We start from the raw sequence: 18,824 nt of genomic DNA, 5'->3' as shown, positions 1-18,824 counted from the left end.
TCAACAAAGCACAGCGCTATCGGCGATACTGCCAGCCAGACGCTCAAGGACACCGCCGATGCTGACCACCCTGGCCATTGCCAACTACCGCTCGATCAACCAGCTGGTGATGCCGCTGGGGCGGCTCAACGTGATCACCGGTGCCAACGGCAGCGGCAAGTCCAACCTGTACAAAGCCTTGCGCCTGCTGGCCGAGACCGCCCGCGGCGGTGTGGTCAATGCGCTGGCTGCCGAGGGCGGGCTGGAGTCGACCTTCTGGGCCGGCCCCGAGAAGCTCACCCGGCGCATGCTCAACGGCGAGGTGCCAGTGGAGGGCGGGCCACGCCAGCAGGCCAGGCGCCTGAAGATGGGCTTTGCCAGCGAAGACTTCGGCTACGCGATCAGCCTCGGCCTGCCCGAACCCAGCCGGTCGCAGTTCGCCCTGGACCCGCAGATCAAGCAGGAGACGATCTGGGCCGGCCCCCTGTGCCGCCCCTCCAGCCAGCTGGTGCAACGCAACGCAGGGATGGTCAAGGCCCGTGACGGTCGCCAATGGCAGGTGCTGCACCAGCACATGACCGAATTCGACAGCCTGTTCGACCAGGTCGGCAGTCTCCAGGGCTCCCCCGAGGTGCCGCATCTGCGCGAGCAGATCCGCAGCTGGCGCTTCTACGACCATTTCCGTACCGATGCCGAAGCCCCAGCCCGGCAATCGCGACTGGGAACGCGCACGCCGGTGCTGCATCACGACGGCCGCGACCTCGCCGCCGCGCTGCAGACCATCGACGAGATCGGTGACCTGCAGGCCCTGCAGGACGCGGTGGGCGACGCCTTTCCCGGCGCCCGGCTCGCGGTCGACGCCCAGCCTGGCGGCCTGTTCGGCCTGCGTTTCCACCAGGCCGGGCTGCTGCGGCCGCTGAGCGCTGCGGAGTTGTCCGACGGGACCTTGCGCTACCTGTTGCTGGTGGCTGCCCTGCTCACGCCGCGCCCGCCGAGCATGATGGTGCTCAACGAGCCGGAAACCAGCCTGCACCCGGACCTGTTGCCAGCACTGGCGCGCCTGATCCGCCGAGCGGCGCAGCAATGTCAGGTGTGGGTGGTATCGCACGCGCCCCGGCTGGTGGCGGCGCTGGAGGAGGACGAGGGCTGCAACTCGATCCACTTGGAGAAAACGCTGGGACAAACCGGGATCGTCGGGCAGGGCATGCTCGATGAACCGGCCTGGTACTGGCCGGACCAAGGCTGAAAAGATCGCGGGGCAAGTCGCATCGGCGCACCGCCGCTCCCACGCCGGTCATTGGCGTGGGAGCGGGCTTGCCCCGCGATGGGTTGGCTCAGGCCTGCGCTGCGGCCTGGGCCGGACGGCGGGTCTGCGGCTGCGAGACGTTAGCCGCGGCGCCTTCTTCGATAGCCTGCTGGATCGCACGGCGGCGGCGCTCTTCGGCCTGGCGGCTGAAGTACCAGACCAGGAAGGTCACCAGCGACACCGACAGCAGGATCAGGCTGGCCACGGCGTTGATCTCCGGCTTCACGCCCAGGCGCACGGCCGAGAACACTTCCATCGGCAGGGTGGTCGAGCCCGGGCCGGAGACGAAGCTGGCCAGCACCAGGTCATCCAGCGACAGGGCGAACGACATCATGCCACCCGCCGCCAGCGATGGCGCGATCATCGGGATGGTGATCAGGAAGAACACCTTCCACGGCTTGGCGCCCAGGTCCATGGCCGCCTCCTCGATGGACAGGTCCAGCTCGCGCAGGCGCGCCGACACCACCACCGCCACATAGGCGGCGCAGAACGTGGTGTGGGCGATCCAGATGGTGACGATGCCCCGTTCCTGCGGCCAGCCGATCATCTGTGCCATGGCCACGAACAGCAGCAGCAGCGACAGACCGGTGATCACCTCGGGCATCACCAGCGGCGCGGTGACCAGGCCACCGAACAGGGTGCGGCCCTTGAAGCGGGTGACCCGGGTCAGCACGAAAGCCGCCAGGGTACCCAGCGCCACGGCGGCGACCGCCGTATAGCAGGCGATCTCCAACGAGCGCATCACCGACCCCATCAGCTGGGTGTTGTCGAGCAGGCCGACGTACCACTTTACCGACCAGCCGCCCCACACCGTCACCAGCTTCGAGGCGTTGAACGAGTAGATCACCAGGATCAGCATCGGCAGGTAGATGAACAGCAAGCCGAGCACCAGCATCAGCTTGGAGAAACTGAAGCGTTTCATGCGCGGCCCTCCATCTCTTTGGCCTGGCTACGGTTGAACAGCAGGATCGGCACGATCAGGATCGCCAGCATCACCACCGCCAGGGCGGACGCCACCGGCCAGTCGCGGTTGTTGAAGAACTCCTGCCACAGCACTTTACCGATCATCAGGGTTTCCGGGCCGCCGAGCAGTTCAGGGATGACGAACTCGCCCACCACCGGGATGAACACCAGCATGCAGCCGGCGATGATGCCGTTCTTCGACAGCGGCACGGTGATCTTCCAGAAGCTGTTGAAGGTGCTCGAACCCAGGTCCGATGCGGCTTCGAGCAGGCTCTCGTCGTGTTTCACCAGGTTGGCGTACAGCGGCAGGATCATGAACGGCAGGTACGAATAGACCACACCGATATAGACCGCCAGGTTGGTGTTGAGGATCTGCAGCGGCTGGTCGATCAGGCCCAGCCACAGCAGGAAGCTGTTGAGCAGCCCGTTGTTGCTGAGGATGCCCATCCAGGCATAGACGCGGATCAGGATCGCGGTCCAGGTCGGCATCATGATCAGCAGCAGCAGGACGGTCTGCGACTCCTTCCTGGCCTTGGAGATGGCGTAGGCCATCGGGTAGCCGACCAACAGGCACAGCAAAGTGCTGAAGAAGGCCACCTTCAGCGAGCCGAGGTAGGCCGCGATGTACAGCTCGTCCTCGGTCAGCAGGCCGTAGTTGGCCAGGTTCAGCACCAGCTGCACCTTGCCTTCGAGATAGGTGTAGATCTCGGTGTACGGCGGAATCGCCACGTCGGCTTCGGCGAAGCTGATCTTCAGGACGATGAAGAACGGCAGCATGAAGAACAGGAACAGCCAGATGAACGGCACACCGATCACCAGGTGCCGTCCCTCGGGAACAAGACGCTGGAAGGCTCGCTTGAGCTTGCGAAGTTTCATGACCGCAGTACCACGCCGCTGTCGTCTTCCCACCACACGTAGACTTCGTCATCCCAGGTCGGGCGGGTGCCCTGGCGCTCGGCGTTGGCGACGAACGACTGGACGATCTTGCCGCCGGGCAGCTCGACGTAGAACACCGAGTGACCGCCAAGGTAGGCGATGTCGTGGACCTTGCCGCGCGACCAGTTGTGTTCGCAGGTCGGCTGCTCGGTGGTGACCAGCAGCTTCTCCGGACGCAGGGCGTAGGTGATGTGCTTGTCCTCGACCGAGGTGGTGACGCCATGGCCGACGTAGATCTTGCGCTCCAGCTCCGGGCTGGCGATGACCGCATGGCCTTCGGCGTCGTCGACCACTTCGCCTTCGAACAGGTTGACGTTGCCGATGAACTCGCAGACCAGGCGGCTGGTCGGGGTTTCATAGATATCGATCGGGCTGCCGATCTGGGCGATCCAGCCCAGGTGCATGATGGCGATGCGCTGGGCCATGGTCATGGCCTCTTCCTGGTCGTGGGTCACCATCACGCAGGTCACGCCCACGCGCTCGATGATCTCCACCAGTTCCAGCTGCATCTGCGAGCGCAGCTTCTTGTCCAGCGCGCCCATGGGCTCGTCGAGCAGCAGCAATTTCGGACGCTTGGCCAGCGAACGGGCCAGGGCCACGCGCTGGCGCTGGCCACCGGACAGCTGGTGCGGCTTGCGCTTGGCGTACTGGGTCATGTGCACCAGCTTGAGCATCTCGGCCACGCGGGCGTCGATCTCGGCCTTGGGCATCTTGTCCTGCTGCAGGCCGAAGGCGATGTTCTGCGCCACGGTCATGTGCGGGAACAGCGCGTAGGACTGGAACATCATGTTGATCGGCCGCTCGTAGGGCGGCATGTCGGTGATGTCGACGCCATCGAGGAAGATCCGCCCTTCGGTCGGACGCTCGAAGCCGGCCAGCATGCGCAGCAAGGTCGATTTGCCGGACCCGGAGCCGCCCAGCAGGGCGAAGATCTCACCCTTGCGGATTTCCAGGGACACATCGTCCACGGCTACCGTTTCGTCGAATTTTTTCGTGACCCGGTCGATCTTGACCAGCACCTGCTTGGGTTGCTGGCCACCCTCGAGGGCTTTCTTATAGGCACCGGAGGCAACTGCCATGAGTGAAACTCCCAACAAGATTTATGTGCCCGCCACTGCGCTGGCGGGCCTGGATTGTTACTTGCCCGACTTGACCTTGGTCCAGCTGCGGGTCATCAAACGTTGCACCTTGGGTGGCAACTCGGCGTTGACGAACATCTTGTCCAGCACTTCCTGCGGTGGGTAAACCGCGGCGTCAGTCCTCACGGCCTGGTCCATCAGGTCGCCAGCCTTGGGGTTCGGGTTGGCGTAACCGACGTAATCACTGACCTGGGCGATCACCTCAGGTTTCAGCAAATAGTTGATGAAGGCGTGGGCCTCCTTGACGTTGCGGGCGTCCTTGGGAATCGCCAGCACATCGAACCAGAGGTTGCCGCCTTCCTTGGGAATGGCGTAGGCCAGTTTCACGCCCTTTTTCGCCTCTTCGGCGCGGGCTTTGGCCTGGAACACGTCGCCGGAGAAACCGGCGGCCACGCAGATATCGCCGTTGGCGAGATCGGAGATGTACTTCGAGGAGTGGAAGTAGGTCACGTACGGGCGCACGGCCAGCAGTTTCTCTTCCGCCTTCTGGTAGTCCTTGGGGTTGCTGCTGTTTGGGTCCAGGCCCATGTAGTTGAGCACCGCCGGGAGCATCTCGTCGGCCGAGTCGAGGAAGGCCACGCCGCATTTGCTGAGCTTCTTCATGTTCTCGGGCTCGAACAGCACCGCCCAGGAGTCGATCTGGTCGGTGCCCAGTACCGCCTTGACCTTCTCGACGTTGTAGCCGATGCCATTGGTGCCCCACAGGTAGGGGACGGCGTACAGGTTGCCCGGATCGTTCTTTTCCAGGCGCTTCATCAGCGCCGGGTCGAGGTTCGCGTAGTTGGGCAGCAGGTTGCGGTCGAGCTTCTGGAACGCGCCCGCCTTGATCTGCTTGCCGAGGAAATGGTTGGACGGCACGACCACGTCATAGCCGGTACGTCCGGCCAGCAGCTTGCCTTCCAGCGTCTCGTTGCTGTCGAAGACGTCGTATTTCGGGGTGATGCCGGTTTCCTTCTGGAACTCGGCGAGGGTATTCGGGCCGACGTAGTCGGACCAGTTGTAGATGTGCACCGTGGGCGCCGCTTGGACGCTGTAAGCCAGCGTCAGACCCGCTCCAGCCATCAAGGCCTTGCGAAAAACAGAAATAGACAAGTGGGTGGTCCTCACAATCAGTGCCTCAAGTGGCGGAAAAACTCGGCCGCACACGCAAAACCGGCGCGCAACTTACCTTCACGGCGTGGATGCCGCAAACTTATTTGCCGTTACCTGCCTCTGGGCCGGGAAACCCCGGCCCAGAGGGCCTTGCATCGGGCTTACTTGCCCGACTTGATCTTGGTCCAGCTGCGGGTGATCAGGCGCAGGGTGCCTGCATCCTGGTCAGAGATCGCATACAGCTGCTTCTTCACTTCAGCCGACGGGTAAATGGCCGGGTCGCTGGTGATGTCCTTGTCCACCAGCGGCGTGGCCGCCTTGTTACCGTTGGGGAAGCGCACAGCATTGGTGATCTCGGCCATGACTTCCGGCTGCAGCAGGAAGTTCATCCATTGATAGGCGGCGTCGACGTTCTCGGCATCTTTCGGAATCGCAACCATGTCGTAGAAGGTACCGGCACCTTCTTTCGGAATGGTGTAGGCCAGCTTGACCTTGTCACCGGCCTCATGAGCACGGGCCTTGGATTGCTCCAGATCGCCCGAGTAGCCGACGGCTACGCAAATATTGCCGTTGGCCAGGTCGGAAATGTACTTGGACGAGTGAAAGTAGGTAATCGAAGGACGGATCTTAAGGAACAGATCTTCAGCGGCTTTCAGATCAGCCTTGTCCTTGCTGGCGGTCGGTTTGCCCAGGTAGTGCAGGGCGGCCGGAATCATTTCGGTCGGCGCATCCAGGAAGCTCACGCCGCAGCTCTTGAGCTTGGCGATGTTCTCGGGCTTGAACACGACGTCCCACGAGTCGATCTTGTCCACGCCCAACGCGGCCTTGACCTTCTCCGGGTTGTAGCCAATACCGATGGAGCCCCACATGTACGGGAAGGCGTGCTTGTTGCCTGGGTCGCTGGCGTCGCCGACGGCCTTGAGCAAGTCTTCGTCAAGATTCTTCCAGTTCGGCAGTTTGCTCTTGTCCAGTTCCTGATATACGCCGGCCTTGATCTGCTTGGCCAGGAAGTTGTTGGACGGCACGACGATGTCGTAACCCGACTTGCCCGCCAGCAGCTTGGCTTCCAGGGTCTCGTTGCTGTCAAAGACGTCGTAGACCACCTTGATGCCGGTCTGCTTCTCAAACTTGGCCACGGTTTCTGGTGCGATGTAGTCCGACCAGTTGTAAACGTGCAGCACCTTGTCGTCAGCCTGAACAGCGGTGGCCATGGCACCCATCAGGGCGGCGGCCAGCAACGTCTTGCCCAATTTCTTCATGCGTAATGCTCCAGAATTTATTATCAAGCCATCTGTTCAGCAGCCAGGTACCACGGGACGCGCGTTGGGCGACTAAACAGCCGTTAGTCTGGCAAGTTACAAGGCGCTGTTTCAACCAAAGCAGGGCCTTGTAACGACTTAATGTCACCTCGCCAGCCTAGCAGACCGTCATTTGATCGCTTCGTACGTCAAATCCAGGCACTTGCGCGCCTTTTCCACCAGTTCGTCCACCTCGGCATGGGTAATCACCAGCGGCGGGGCGATGATCATGGTGTCGCCCACGGCGCGCATGATCAGGCCGTTTTCGAAGCAGAAGTTGCGGCAGACCATGCCCACACCCTTGCCCTCGTAACGGCTGCGGGTAGCTTTGTCCTTGACCAGCTCGATCGCGCCGAGCAGGCCCAGGCCGCGTACCTCGCCCACCAGCGGGTGGTCCTGCAGCTCACGCAGTCGTTTTTGCAAATACGGTGCCGTTTCGGTGCGGGCACGCTCGACAATCTTCTCGTCACGCAGGATGCGCAGGTTTTCCAGGCCCACCGCCGCCGCCACCGGGTGGCCGGAGTAGGTGAAGCCGTGGTTGAAATCGCCGCCTTCGCTGATCACCTTGGCCACTTTGTCACGCACGATCACACCGCCCATGGGGATGTAACCGGAAGTCAGGCCCTTGGCGATGGTCATCAGGTCGGGCGCAAGGTCGTAGTAGTCGGAGCCGAACCACTCGCCGGTGCGACCAAAACCGCAGATCACTTCGTCGGCGACGAACAGGATGTCGTACTTGGCGAGGATCTCCTTGACCTTCGGCCAGTAGGTGTCCGGCGGAATGATCACCCCACCCGCGCCCTGGATCGGCTCGGCGATGAACGCGGCGACGTTGTCCTCGCCGACTTCGAGAATTTTCTTCTCCAGCTGTTCGGCCGCCCACACGCCGAACTCGTCCGGGGTCATGTCGCCACCCTCGCCGAACCAGTACGGCTGCGGGATATGCACGATGCCTGGGATCGGTAGGCCGCCCTGCTCGTGCATGCCGCTCATGCCGCCCAGGCACGCACCTGCGAAGGTGGAGCCGTGGTAGCCGTTGATGCGGCCGATGATGGTCTGCTTGTGCGGTTTACCCTTGAGCGCCCAGTAGTGGCGAACCATGCGCAGCACGGTGTCGTTGCCCTCGGAACCGGAGCCGGTGAAGAACACATGGGTCATGCCCTCGGGCGCCACGTCGGTGATCGCCTTGGCCAGCTCCAGCGCCGGCGGGTGGGCGGTCTGGAAGAACAGGTTGTAGTACGGCAGTTCGCGCATCTGCTTTTCTGCCGCCTGCACCAGCTCTTCGCGGCCATAGCCGACCGCCACGCACCACAGGCCAGCCATGCCGTCGAGGATCTTGTGCCCCTCGCTGTCCCACAAATGCACGCCCTGCGCCTTGGTGATGATGCGCGGCCCCTTCTCCTTCAGCTGCTTGTAGTCACTGAAGGGTGCAAGGTGGTGCTCGCCGCTCAGGGTTTGCCATTCACGGGTTTGCGGGTTGTTGACGCTCATGTGCCTCTCCATTTTCCGGTGGCCGCCCACAGGCGGCCTCAGGGTTGATCACACAGCAAACAGCAGGAACTCACGCTCCCAGGAGCTGATGACGCGCTTGAAGTTCTCATGCTCGGCGCGCTTGGTGGCGACGTAGCCGGTGATGAATTTCTTGCCCAGGTACTGCACCAGCGCGCGGCTGTTCTCCATGCGCTCCAGGGCGTCCTCGATGGTCAGCGGCAGGCGCAGGTTGCGCCGCTCGTAGCCACGGCCCTGCACCGGCGCGCTGGCCTCGATGCCCTCGACCATGCCGATGTAGCCACACAGCAGGCTGGCGGCGATGGCCAGGTAGGGGTTGGCGTCGGCGCCCGGCAGGCGGTTCTCGACCCGGCGGTTCTGCGGGCCGGCATCCGGCACGCGCAGGCCGACGGTACGGTTCTCTTCGCCCCACTCGACGTTCACCGGCGCCGAGGTGTCCGGCAGGAAGCGGCGGAACGAGTTGACGTTGGGGGCGAACAGCGGCAGCGCCTCGGGGATGAACTTCTGCAGGCCGCCGATATGGTGCAGGAACAGCTCGCTCATGCTGCCGTCGGCGTTGGAGAAGATGTTCTTGCCGGTGGCCACGTCGACCACGCTCTGGTGCAGGTGCATCGCGCTGCCCGGCTCGCCGGTCATGGGCTTGGCCATGAAGGTGGCGGCCACGTTGTGCTTGAGCGCGGCCTCGCGCATGGTGCGCTTGAACACCAGGATCTGGTCGGCCAGGTGCAGGGCATCGCCGTGACGGAAGTTGATTTCCATCTGCGCGGTGCCGTCTTCGTGGATCAGCGTGTCGAGGTCCAGCTGCTGCAGTTCGCACCAGTCGTAGACATCTTCGAACAGCGGGTCGAATTCGTTGGCCGCCTCGATGGAGAACGACTGTCGGCCAGTTTCCGGGCGGCCGGAACGCCCCACCGGCGGCTGCAGCGGAAAGTCCGGGTCTTCGCTACGCTTGGTGAGGTAGAACTCCATCTCGGGCGCGACGATCGGCTGCCAGCCCTTGTCGGCGTAGAGTTTCAGGACCTTCTTCAATACGTTGCGCGGCGACAGCTCGACCGGGTTGCCCTTCTTGTCGTAGGTGTCGTGGATCACCTGGGCGGTCGGCTCGATGGCCCATGGCACGAGAAACACCGCGTTCTCGTCAGGGCGGCAGATCATGTCGATGTCGGCCGGGTCGAGCAGTTCGTAATAGATGTCGTCGTCGACGTAGTCGCCGGTCACGGTCTGCAGCAGCACGCTCTCGGGCAGGCGCATGCCTTTCTCGGCGATGAATTTGTTGGTGGGCGAGATCTTGCCGCGGGTGATGCCGGTCAGGTCGCTGATCAGGCATTCCACTTCGGTGATCTTGTGCTCTTTCAACCAATCGGTGAGCTGGTCGAGGTTGTGACTCATAAATACCTCAGGAGGTAATGTGGCGCGGTTGCAGGCAACCGGCGGCCACTGACGCCAGGCGTCGGGCAAAGTCGGCGCGCAGGGCGCCGAGGGGCCTGGAAAGGCCCGCGCCTTGATTCTGGATGCTGTGCATGGCTAAAGCAAAACCCCACGCGCGGGACCACAGCGGATACACACCGCGAGCGCGTGTCCGAGCAGAAAGCGAAGGGCAGAAGGAAAGGAGGTGTAGCGGTAAAGCGTTACGAGGTATGGCTTTTTTACGCGAACCGTCAATTATTGCGGCCAGCGCGGCGCCCTTTCGATGCAGGCGTGCGATGACCGGACGGCAACCGGGAGATGTACCTGAACGCACCGTGCATGCGGCGCTGACAGGTCTCGGCAAGCGGACCATGTGACCCTCGTATTATTGTGTTCTGGGTTGTGACCGAGCTTATCCTCGTTCATTTTTTTACACAACCTCTCCGTAAAAAATAAAACACGCCCCGCTCGGGATAACCCTTCAGGGCGAAAATAGCGGATAATGGCACGCCCCGATATGCAGCAAATCTGCCGTAGATGTGCCATTTAAGGGCATCATGGGCTTGGCTTGACTTCACCTGGTCTTTCCGATTGACTGGGGTTGCAAGCCCCCCTTGATTGATATTTTTAACAACAAAGGTGTTGCATCATGTCGGTACCCCCGCGTGCCGTTCAGCTTAACGAAGCGAACGCGTTCCTTAAGGAACATCCTGAGGTTCTCTACGTTGACCTTCTGATTGCAGATATGAATGGTGTGGTGCGCGGCAAGCGCATAGAGCGCACCAGCCTCCACAAGGTTTACGAGAAAGGCATCAACCTGCCTGCCTCCCTCTTCGCCCTGGATATCAACGGTTCGACCGTCGAAAGCACCGGCCTTGGCCTGGACATCGGCGACGCCGACCGCATCTGCTACCCCATCCCCGGCACCCTCTCCAACGAACCCTGGCAGAAGCGCCCGACCGCGCAGCTGCTGATGACCATGCACGAAATCGAAGGCGAGCCGTTCTTCGCCGACCCGCGTGAAGTGCTGCGCCAGGTGGTGAGCAAGTTCACCGACATGGGCCTGACCATCTGCGCCGCGTTCGAGCTGGAGTTCTACCTGATCGACCAGGAGAACGTGAACGGCCGTCCACAACCGCCGCGCTCGCCGATCTCGGGCAAGCGCCCGCAGTCGACCCAGGTGTACCTGATCGACGACCTCGACGAATACGCCGACTGCCTGCAGGACATCCTCGAAGGCGCGAAAGAACAAGGCATCCCGGCCGACGCCATCGTCAAGGAAAGCGCCCCGGCGCAGTTCGAAGTCAACCTGCACCACGTCGCCGACCCGCTCAAGGCCTGTGACTACGCAGTACTGCTCAAGCGCCTGATCAAGAACATCGCCTACGACCATGAAATGGACACCACCTTCATGGCCAAGCCCTACCCGGGCCAGGCAGGCAACGGCCTGCATGTACACATTTCCGTGCTGGACAAGGATGGCAACAACATCTTCACCAGCGAGGATCCCGAGCAGAACGCCGCGCTACGTCACGCTGTCGGCGGTGTGCTCGAGACCCTGCCCGCTTCGATGGCGTTCCTCTGCCCGAACGTCAACTCGTACCGCCGTTTCGGTGCGCAGTTCTACGTGCCCAACGCACCGAGCTGGGGCCTGGACAACCGTACCGTGGCCCTGCGCGTGCCGACCGGCTCGCCTGATGCCGTGCGCATCGAGCACCGGGTGGCCGGCGCCGACGCCAACCCGTACCTGATGATGGCGGCCGTGCTGGCCGGCGTGCACCATGGTCTGACCAACAAGATCGAACCGGGCGAGCCGATCGAAGGCAACTCGTACGAGCAGCTGGAGCAGAGCCTGCCGAACAACCTGCGTGATGCCCTGCGCGAGCTGGACGACAGCGAGATCCTCAACAAGTACATCGATCCGAAGTACATCGACATCTTCGTCGCGTGCAAGGAGAGCGAGCTGGAGGAGTTCGAGCATTCGATCTCCGACCTCGAGTACAACTGGTACCTGCACACCGTGTAAACGAAAACGCCGCCCACAAGGGCGGCGTTTTTCTTTGGCCCGCAGATACACCCATCCATGTGTAGGAGCGGCCTTGCGCCGCGAAAGGGGTGCGAAGCGCCCCCAAGATTTGTGCATCAATTCTGAAATTGCCGGGGCCGCTGCGCGGCCCTTTCCGGCCGGTCCGACGCCTCGGCAAGGCCGCTCCTACAGGGGCCGTATTTGCTGTCAGAGCGGCTTCTCGAAGATCTTCGAATTACGCTGGTAGTTGTACAGCGACGCCCGCGCCGCCGGCAGCCGCTCCACACCACTGGGTGCGAAGCCGCGCTCACGGAACCAGTGCGCAGTCCGGGTCGTCAACACGAACAGGGTATTGAGCCCCAGCTTGCGCGCCCGCTCCTCGATGCGCTCGAGCAGTTCGTCGCCACGCCCGCCATGCCGGTACTCCGGGTTCACCGCCAGGCACGCCAGCTCCCCGGCCTCGGAGTCGGCAATCGGGTACAGCGCCGCGCAGGCGATAATCATGCCCTCGCGCTCGACCACGCTGAACTGCTCGATCTCCCGCTCCAGCACCTCGCGCGAACGGCGCACCAGAATGCCCTGCTCTTCCAGCGGGCTGATCAGCTCCAGCAGGCCGCCGACATCCTCGATGGTCGCCTCGCGCACCACCTCGAACTGCTCCTGGGACACCAGCGTGCCGCCACCGCCACGGGTGAACAGCTCGGTCAGCAGCGCGCCGTCCTCGGCATAGCTGACGATATGGCTGCGCGCCACGCCGCCCTTGCAGGCCTCGGCGGCGGCATCCAGCAGCTCGGCCTGGTAGTCGCTGCCCAGGCGCTGCAGGTGCGGCGCAATGTGTTGTGGCCGCAGTTCGCGCACCAGCTGGCCATGGGCGTCCAGCAGGCCCGGCTCGGCGCCGAACAGCAGCAGCTTGTCGGCACCCAGCTCGATGGCGGCGCGGGTGGCCACGTCCTCGCAGGCGAGGTTGAAGATCTCGCCGGTCGGCGAATAGCCCAGCGGCGACAGCAGCACGATGGAGCGCTCGTCGAGCAGGCGGTTGATCCCCTTGCGGTCGACCCGGCGCACTTCGCCGGTGTGGTGGTAGTCGACCCCCTCGAGCACACCGATCGGCCGTGCCGTGACCAGGTTGCCGGAGGCCACCCGCAGGCGCGAGCCCTGCATCGGCGAGGCCGCCATGTCCATCGACAGGCGCGCCTCGATGGCCAGGCGCAGGGCGCCGACCGCATCGATCACGCAGTCGAGCGTCGCCGCGTCGGTAATGCGCATGCCGTGATGGTAGTGCGGGGTCAGGCCGCGCGCGGCCAGGCGACTTTCGATCTGCGGGCGCGAACCATGGACCAGCACCAGGCGCACGCCGAGGCTGTGCAGCAGCACCAGGTCGTGGACGATGTTGCCGAAGTTCGGGTGTTCGACGCCGTCACCGGGGAGCATGACCACGAAGGTGCAGTCGCGGTGGGCGTTGATGTAGGGAGACGCATGACGCAGCCAGTTGACGTAATCGGGCATGACAGGGCCTGTGGATAAGTGAACGGAGAACGAAAAGGCGCACAACGTTCGAAAGTCATCGTCGGAACAGGCTTGCGGTCACGCGCGGTCTCCTCTGGTCAGGGAAAGATCAATGGCTCAGGCAATAGTGCCGGATCAGGTCACGCAATAGACGCACGGTAGGCTCGATTCGTGACATTTCAAGGTATTCGCCGGGCTGGTGGGCACAGGCGATGTCACCCGGACCGAGCACGATGGTCTGGCAACCGAGCTGCTGAAGATAAGGCGCTTCGGTGCCAAAGGCCACCGCTTCGGCGCGGTGGCCGGTCAGACGCTCGGCCACCCGCACCAGTTCGCTGTCGGCGTTCTGCTCGAACGGCGGCACTTCGGGGAACAGCGGCGCATAGTCGATACGCACTTCATGGCGCTCGGCCAATGGCGCGAGCTTGCCGCGGATCGCCGCGCGCAGCTGCTCGACATCCATGCCCGGCAGCGGGCGCAGGTCGAACTCCAGGGCGCACTGGCCACAGATGCGGTTGGGGTTGTCGCCACCGTGGATGCAGCCGAAGTTCAGGGTCGGCGTCGGCACCGTGAACTGCGGGTTGCGGTACTGCTCCTGCCAGGTGCGACGCAGGCCCATCAGCTCGCCCATCACCGCGTGCATGGCTTCCATGGCGCTGCGGCCCAGGCTCGGATCCGACGAATGGCCACTGCGGCCGAGGATGTCGATGCGGTCCATGAGAATGCCCTTGTGCATCCTGATCGGCTTGAGCCCGGTGGGCTCGCCGATCACCGCCGCCCGGCCGAGCGGCTGGCCGGCCTCGGCCAGGGCGCGGGCACCGGACATCGAGCTTTCCTCGTCGCAGGTGGCGAGGATCAGCAGCGGTTGCTTGAAATCGTGTTCGAGCAGCGGGATCACCGCATCGATGACCAGGGCGAAGAAGCCTTTCATGTCGCAGCTACCCAGCCCGACCCAACGGCCATCGACCTCGGTCAGCTTGAGTGGATCGCTGCTCCACAGCTGCGGGTCGTAGGGCACGGTATCGCTGTGCCCGGCCAGCACCAGGCCGCCCGGGCCGGTGCCGCGGCTGGCCAGGAGGTTGAACTTGCCGGGGCTGACCTGCTGGATTTCGCAGGTGAAGCCCAGGTCATCCAGCCAGCCGGCCAGCAGGTCGATGACCGCGCGGTTGGACTGGTCCAGCGCGGGTTGAGTGCAACTGACCGAGGGCGCGGCGATCAGGGCGGCGAACTGGTCTTTCAGCGACGGCAACGGCATGCGCGGACTCCTTGGAAGCATGGCCCATCATAGCAACGCGAAAGCCTCGCGGGGCAAGCCTGCAAACCCCAAGAGGAGGCCTTCGTGGAAGCGGGCTTGCCCCGCGATGGCGCAAGCCTGCACACCCTCGCATTCGGATCTGGCAGCATCGCGGGACAAGCCCGCTCCCACGAACAAGGAATCAGGCCGTAACTGCGGTAGACTGCACGCCTACGACGCCCCCTTCCCGAGCCCGCGATGCACAAAGAAACCGAACTCAAACTCCGCGCCAGCCGCGAGACCCTTGCCGCGCTGCGCGAGCACCCCCTGCTGAAGAAGCGCAACAAGTCCGGCTGGCAGACCCGCGAACTGCTCAACCAGTACTTCGACACCCCGGAGCGCGACCTGTCCGCCGCCCGTGTTGCCCTGCGCCTGCGTCGCGATGGCGAGGTCGTCATCCAGACCCTCAAGTGCCGTGGCCAGAGCGTGGCCGGGCTGTCCGAGCGCAACGAGCACGAGTGGCACCTGGACAAGGCCAAGCTCGACCTGAAGAAGCTCGACGCCGCCTGCTGGCCCGAGCAACTGGCCGAGCTGGACAAGAAGACCATCAAGCCGCTGTTCACCACCGACTTCACCCGCGAGTACGCCGAGATCTCCTGGGGCCGCGGCAAGGCGAAGGTGGTGATCGAGGCTGCGCTGGACCAGGGTTTCGTCATCGCCGGCAAGCGCAAGGAAGAGATCTGCGAGCTGGAGCTGGAGCTGCGTGAAGGGGCCCCGGAAGCGCTGCTGGAGCTGGCCGCCGAGCTGTCCGCCAGCCTGGCCCTGATGCCCTGCGACATCAGCAAGGCCGAGCGCGGCTACCGCCTGCTCGATCCGGACAGCTACGAGCTGGGCCTGCCGGTGACCGAACTGCAGGCCGAGATGCCGCTGGACGACGCCTACGCCGCCCTCGCCTGGCAACTGCTGGGCAGCAGCCAGCGCCTGGCCGAGCAGTATCGCCACAATGGCCACTGGCGCCTGCTGCAGGACTGGGTTCGCTGCCTGGCCGAACTGCGCGCCCTCACCGCCAGCCTCGGCCAGGCCGCGCCGCGCCCGACCACCCGCGCCCTGCGCGCCAGCCTCGACGCGCTGCTGGAAGACTGGCGCCCGCTGGTGCTGGCCGGCAACGATGACGAGGACATTCGCCGCGCCGCCCCCGAGCAGTTCGCCGAAGAGCTGGAAGACCCGCGCTGGGGCCAGTTCTCCCTGGAGACCGCGCGCTGGCTGACTGCCCGCGCCTGGACCGCCGAGCGCAAGGGCCGTGGCGAGCGCCAGGGCAACGCGCAGCTGGCCAGCTGGCTGCAGCACCTGCTGGGCGAGGAGTCCCGCGCCCTGAAGCTGCCGCTGTACGTGCAGCGCCCGGAAGACCTGGCCGAGCAGCTGCCGCGCATCGAATGCGTGCAGGCGTGGCTGCACCACGCCCGCCAGGTGCTGGACCTGCCGCAGCAGGACCGTCTCTACGGCGAGCTGAACAAACTGCACGAGCTGGCCGAGCTGCCGCTGGTCGAAGAAGGCAAGGAAGAACTGCTCGAAGCCCGCATCGAGCAGGCCCGCGCCATTGAGCAGAACCGCGCCTGGAAGCATCTGCTCAAGGCCTGAGTCCGCGCCGCCCGCTCCTGCACTGCGTGGGAGCGGGCTTGTTCCACGATCGACGCTTCAGGGTCTCAACGGCAAGCTGGTGGTCGACTTGATCTCCGACAAGGCCACGATCGAGTTCACCTCCTGGATACCCGGCACGTTCGACAGCTTTTCGAAGAAGAACCGCTCGTAAGCCTCGATATCCGAGGTGACGATGCGCAGCAGGAAGTCCACCGCCCCCATCAGCACGTAGCATTCCAGCACTTCGGGAAAACCGCGGATGGCCTCGGTGAACTCGGCGAAATTCGACCGCCCGTGGGCGTTGAGCTTTACCTCGGCGAAGATCTGCGTGTTCAGCCCCACCTTCTTGCGATCCAGCAGGGTCACCTGCCCGCGGATCACACCCTCCTCCTTCAAGCGCTGGATGCGTCGCCAGCACGGCGATTGCGACAGGCCCACGCGCTCGGCGATCTGCGCGCTGGACAGCGACGCGTCCTCCTGCAGCAATTCGAGGATCCGCCGATCATAGGCATCCAATTCGCCATGCATTATCAATTCTCCAAAGCTCAAATTAGCGAATTGAATTATTCATAATGAATGCAAAACACTCAAATCATAGCGAAAAAATGCCACCGCCAACGTGCAAGAATTTCTCCACTTTCGCGGAGAAACGCCATGCACGCAGCCGAACATCCCAGGATCGACGCCTGGGCCGCCAACACCGCCCACAGCACCGTCCACTACCGCCTGCAGGCCGAGGCGGAACCGGACAGCCTGTGCCGGGTGCTCAACCTGTTCGCCCTGCAGTTCCTCACGCCGCACAGCGTGCAGGTCAGCCAGTGCGATGACCTGCTGGACATGGAAATCGGCATCGGCGGCCTGAGCTGGCACCGCGCCGAAGTCATCGCGCAGAAGCTGCGCAACCTGGTCTGCGTGGCCGATGTCAGCCTGGAGTGCCGGCCACGCCTGGCGCAGGCCGCCTCGGCCTGATCGCGCTCCGGCAAGATTCCGAAACCCTTTATTCACCCGACCGCCGCGCCCTCTGGCTAGCCTTGCCAGCGTCATGGATCACCTGGCAGGGATATCGCCATGTTCGCCAACGCTAGCCAAGACCTGGACCTGAACCGCCTGCTCGACGCCTTGCTCGCCGAACAGCGGATCGCCGCCTGCGACGCGCTCAAGGCGCTCGAACGGGCCAGGCAGCACCCTGACAAGCATCCCCTGGAGCTGATTGCCGAGCTGGCCCTGGCAGACCCGTTGCACCCTGGCCAGCACCTGAGCCTCGACGCGCTCTGCCACTGGCTGGCGGGCGTGGTGGGCCAACCGTTCCTGCACATCGACCCGCTGCGGGTCGACCTGACACAGATCGCCAACCTGATGTCCGCGGCCTTCGCCGAACGCCACGGCATTCTCGCCGTGGCAGTGGACGACAGCAGCGTCACCGTGGCCAGCGCCCAACCCTATCGACGTGACTGGGAAGCCGACCTGAGCCAAGCCCTGGGCAAGCGCGTGCAACGGGTGCTGGCCAGTCCACGGCAGATCCGCCAGCTGACGCCCACCTTCTTCGGCCTGGCGCATTCGCTGCGCGGTGCCGGACAGCCCCCTACACCCGGGCTCGGCGAGCTGGAGCAACTGCTGGAGCTCGGCGCTAGCCAAGCGCAGGCGGATGCCGACGATCAGCATGTGGTGCGCATCGTCGACTGGATACTGCAATACGCCATCGAACAGCGCGCCAGCGATATCCACCTGGAACCGCGCCGTGAACTGGGTCACCTGCGCCTGCGCATCGATGGCCTGCTGTACCCCGTCTATGCCTTCCCGGCCGGCGTCGCCCTGGCCATGGTCAGCCGCCTCAAGCACCTGGGCCGGATGAACGTGGCGGAGAAACGCCGGCCACAGGACGGCCGCCTGAAAAGCCGCCTGGCGGATGGCGCGCAGATCGAACTGCGCCTGTCCACGCTGCCCACGCCATTCGGCGAAAAGCTGGTGCTGCGCCTGTTCGATCCGCAGCTACGCCACGAAACCCTCGAACACCTTGGCCTGGAGGCGCCCTTGCTCACCCAGTGGAAAGCCCTGCTGCAGCGACGCCAGGGTATCCTGCTGGTGACCGGACCCACCGGCTCGGGCAAGACCAGTACCCTGTACGCCAGCCTGCGCCACCTGGCCACGCCCCAGGTCAACCTGTGCAGCATCGAAGACCCCATCGAGCGACTGGAGCCTGCGATCAACCAGCTGCAGGTGCAACCAGGCCTGGGCCTGGGCTTCGCCGATGGCGTGCGCGCCCTGCTGCGGCAGGACCCGGACATCATCATGATCGGCGAGATCCGCGATCAGGAAACCGCCCAGGTGGCAGTACAAGCGGCCCTGACCGGCCACCTGGTGCTGTCCACCCTGCACACCGACGATGCCTGCGCGGCGATCACCCGCCTGCAGGAGCTGAAGGTGGCCGACTACCTGATCAGGGCCACGTTGCTCGGGGTCATGGCCCAGCGGCTGGTGCGCACCCTGTGTCCGTCCTGCCAAGGCATGGAGCACACTGATCGCCCGGCCTGCCAGACCTGCAGGGGCAGCGGCTTTCATGGCCGCACCGGGCTGTTCGAGCTGCTCCGGGTCGGCAGCGCGCTGCGCCAGCGCATTACCCCGGGCGCCGATCTGGAGGCGCTGCGCCAGCAGGCGGCCGCCGATGGCCTGCACGACCTGCGCCGCTGCGGGCGCCGGCTGGCCGAGCAACGGCTGACCTCCCTCGAGGAAGTGCTGCGGGTCTGTGGATAAGTAAGAAATCCCCTGTGTGGTCGGGAACTTGGCAGCGGAA

At 64.2% G+C, this 18,824-nt stretch carries 15 protein-coding genes; 5 read left to right on the top strand and 10 right to left on the bottom strand.

The window, feature by feature from the left end:
* Nucleotides 1–58: 58 nt before the first annotated feature.
* Complete coding sequence (locus POF53_RS00250) at nt 59–1,225, top strand: AAA family ATPase (protein WP_232854991.1); 1,167 nt, start codon at nt 59–61, stop codon at nt 1,223–1,225.
* An 88-nt stretch (nt 1,226–1,313) separates the two neighbouring features.
* Here POF53_RS00250 and POF53_RS00245 read toward each other — a convergent pair whose 3' ends face one another.
* The 7 genes from POF53_RS00245 to POF53_RS00215 all read right to left on the bottom strand — a co-directional run bounded on the left by POF53_RS00245 (nt 1,314) and on the right by POF53_RS00215 (nt 9,611).
* Complete coding sequence (locus POF53_RS00245) at nt 1,314–2,207, bottom strand: ABC transporter permease subunit (protein ID WP_203649594.1); 894 nt, start codon at nt 2,205–2,207, stop codon at nt 1,314–1,316.
* The gene (locus tag POF53_RS00240) at nt 2,204–3,124 is read right to left on the bottom strand and encodes an ABC transporter permease subunit (protein WP_498965803.1); all 921 of its coding nucleotides are present in this window, start codon (nt 3,122–3,124) and stop codon (nt 2,204–2,206) included. The genes POF53_RS00245 and POF53_RS00240 overlap by 4 nt, the downstream gene beginning before the upstream one ends.
* Complete coding sequence (gene potA, locus POF53_RS00235; RefSeq protein WP_110734228.1) at nt 3,121–4,263, bottom strand: polyamine ABC transporter ATP-binding protein; 1,143 nt, start codon at nt 4,261–4,263, stop codon at nt 3,121–3,123. Before potA ends, POF53_RS00240 begins: the two co-directional genes overlap by 4 nt.
* Before the next feature lie 57 nt (nt 4,264–4,320).
* Entirely contained in the window at nt 4,321–5,415 is a 1,095-nt protein-coding gene (locus tag POF53_RS00230) for a polyamine ABC transporter substrate-binding protein (RefSeq protein ID WP_498965801.1), read from the bottom strand.
* A 161-nt stretch (nt 5,416–5,576) separates the two neighbouring features.
* On the bottom strand, nt 5,577–6,674 hold the full coding sequence (locus tag POF53_RS00225; protein WP_232854989.1) for a polyamine ABC transporter substrate-binding protein: 1,098 nt from the start codon (nt 6,672–6,674) through the stop codon (nt 5,577–5,579).
* A 168-nt stretch (nt 6,675–6,842) separates the two neighbouring features.
* The gene (locus tag POF53_RS00220; protein ID WP_498965799.1) at nt 6,843–8,204 is read right to left on the bottom strand and encodes an aspartate aminotransferase family protein; all 1,362 of its coding nucleotides are present in this window, start codon (nt 8,202–8,204) and stop codon (nt 6,843–6,845) included.
* Nucleotides 8,205–8,252: 48 nt separating this feature from the next.
* The gene (locus tag POF53_RS00215; RefSeq protein ID WP_028688542.1) at nt 8,253–9,611 is read right to left on the bottom strand and encodes a glutamine synthetase family protein; all 1,359 of its coding nucleotides are present in this window, start codon (nt 9,609–9,611) and stop codon (nt 8,253–8,255) included.
* 763 nt (nt 9,612–10,374) lie between these two features.
* Here POF53_RS00215 and POF53_RS00210 point away from each other — a divergent pair.
* Nucleotides 10,375–11,655: a glutamine synthetase family protein gene (locus POF53_RS00210; protein WP_498965797.1), complete on the top strand. Its 1,281-nt coding sequence runs from the start codon at nt 10,375–10,377 to the stop codon at nt 11,653–11,655.
* Nucleotides 11,656–11,862: 207 nt separating this feature from the next.
* Here POF53_RS00210 and argA read toward each other — a convergent pair whose 3' ends face one another.
* Together argA and argE are read right to left on the bottom strand one after the other, a co-directional pair.
* Nucleotides 11,863–13,161: an amino-acid N-acetyltransferase gene (argA, locus tag POF53_RS00205; protein ID WP_110734217.1), complete on the bottom strand. Its 1,299-nt coding sequence runs from the start codon at nt 13,159–13,161 to the stop codon at nt 11,863–11,865.
* Between the two features lie 109 nt (nt 13,162–13,270).
* Complete coding sequence (gene argE / locus POF53_RS00200; RefSeq protein WP_203649582.1) at nt 13,271–14,416, bottom strand: acetylornithine deacetylase; 1,146 nt, start codon at nt 14,414–14,416, stop codon at nt 13,271–13,273.
* 237 nt (nt 14,417–14,653) lie between these two features.
* Between argE and POF53_RS00195 the strand changes: the two genes are divergently transcribed.
* Complete coding sequence (locus POF53_RS00195) at nt 14,654–16,033, top strand: CYTH domain-containing protein (protein WP_498965794.1); 1,380 nt, start codon at nt 14,654–14,656, stop codon at nt 16,031–16,033.
* 57 nt (nt 16,034–16,090) lie between these two features.
* On the opposite strand, the gene POF53_RS00190 is transcribed toward POF53_RS00195, so the two are convergent.
* A complete protein-coding gene (locus tag POF53_RS00190; protein WP_050707492.1) occupies nt 16,091–16,561 on the bottom strand; it encodes an Lrp/AsnC family transcriptional regulator in 471 nt (156 codons plus the stop codon).
* Nucleotides 16,562–16,687: 126 nt separating this feature from the next.
* Between POF53_RS00190 and POF53_RS00185 the strand changes: the two genes are divergently transcribed.
* Together POF53_RS00185 and POF53_RS00180 are read left to right on the top strand one after the other, a co-directional pair.
* A complete protein-coding gene (locus tag POF53_RS00185) occupies nt 16,688–17,002 on the top strand; it encodes an ACT-like domain-containing protein (RefSeq protein WP_203649577.1) in 315 nt (104 codons plus the stop codon).
* 99 nt (nt 17,003–17,101) lie between these two features.
* Nucleotides 17,102–18,784, top strand: a complete 1,683-nt coding sequence (locus POF53_RS00180) for a GspE/PulE family protein (protein ID WP_254464440.1) — start codon at nt 17,102–17,104, stop codon at nt 18,782–18,784.
* Nucleotides 18,785–18,824 lie beyond the last annotated feature (40 nt).

Origin of the sequence: Mitsuaria sp. RG (assembly GCF_028369275.1) — a bacterium.
Lineage (GTDB): Bacteria > Pseudomonadota > Gammaproteobacteria > Pseudomonadales > Pseudomonadaceae > Aquipseudomonas > Aquipseudomonas peradeniyensis.
The sequence above is the reverse complement of the archived record's forward strand: the minus strand, read 5'-3'. Positions and strand labels throughout refer to the sequence as shown.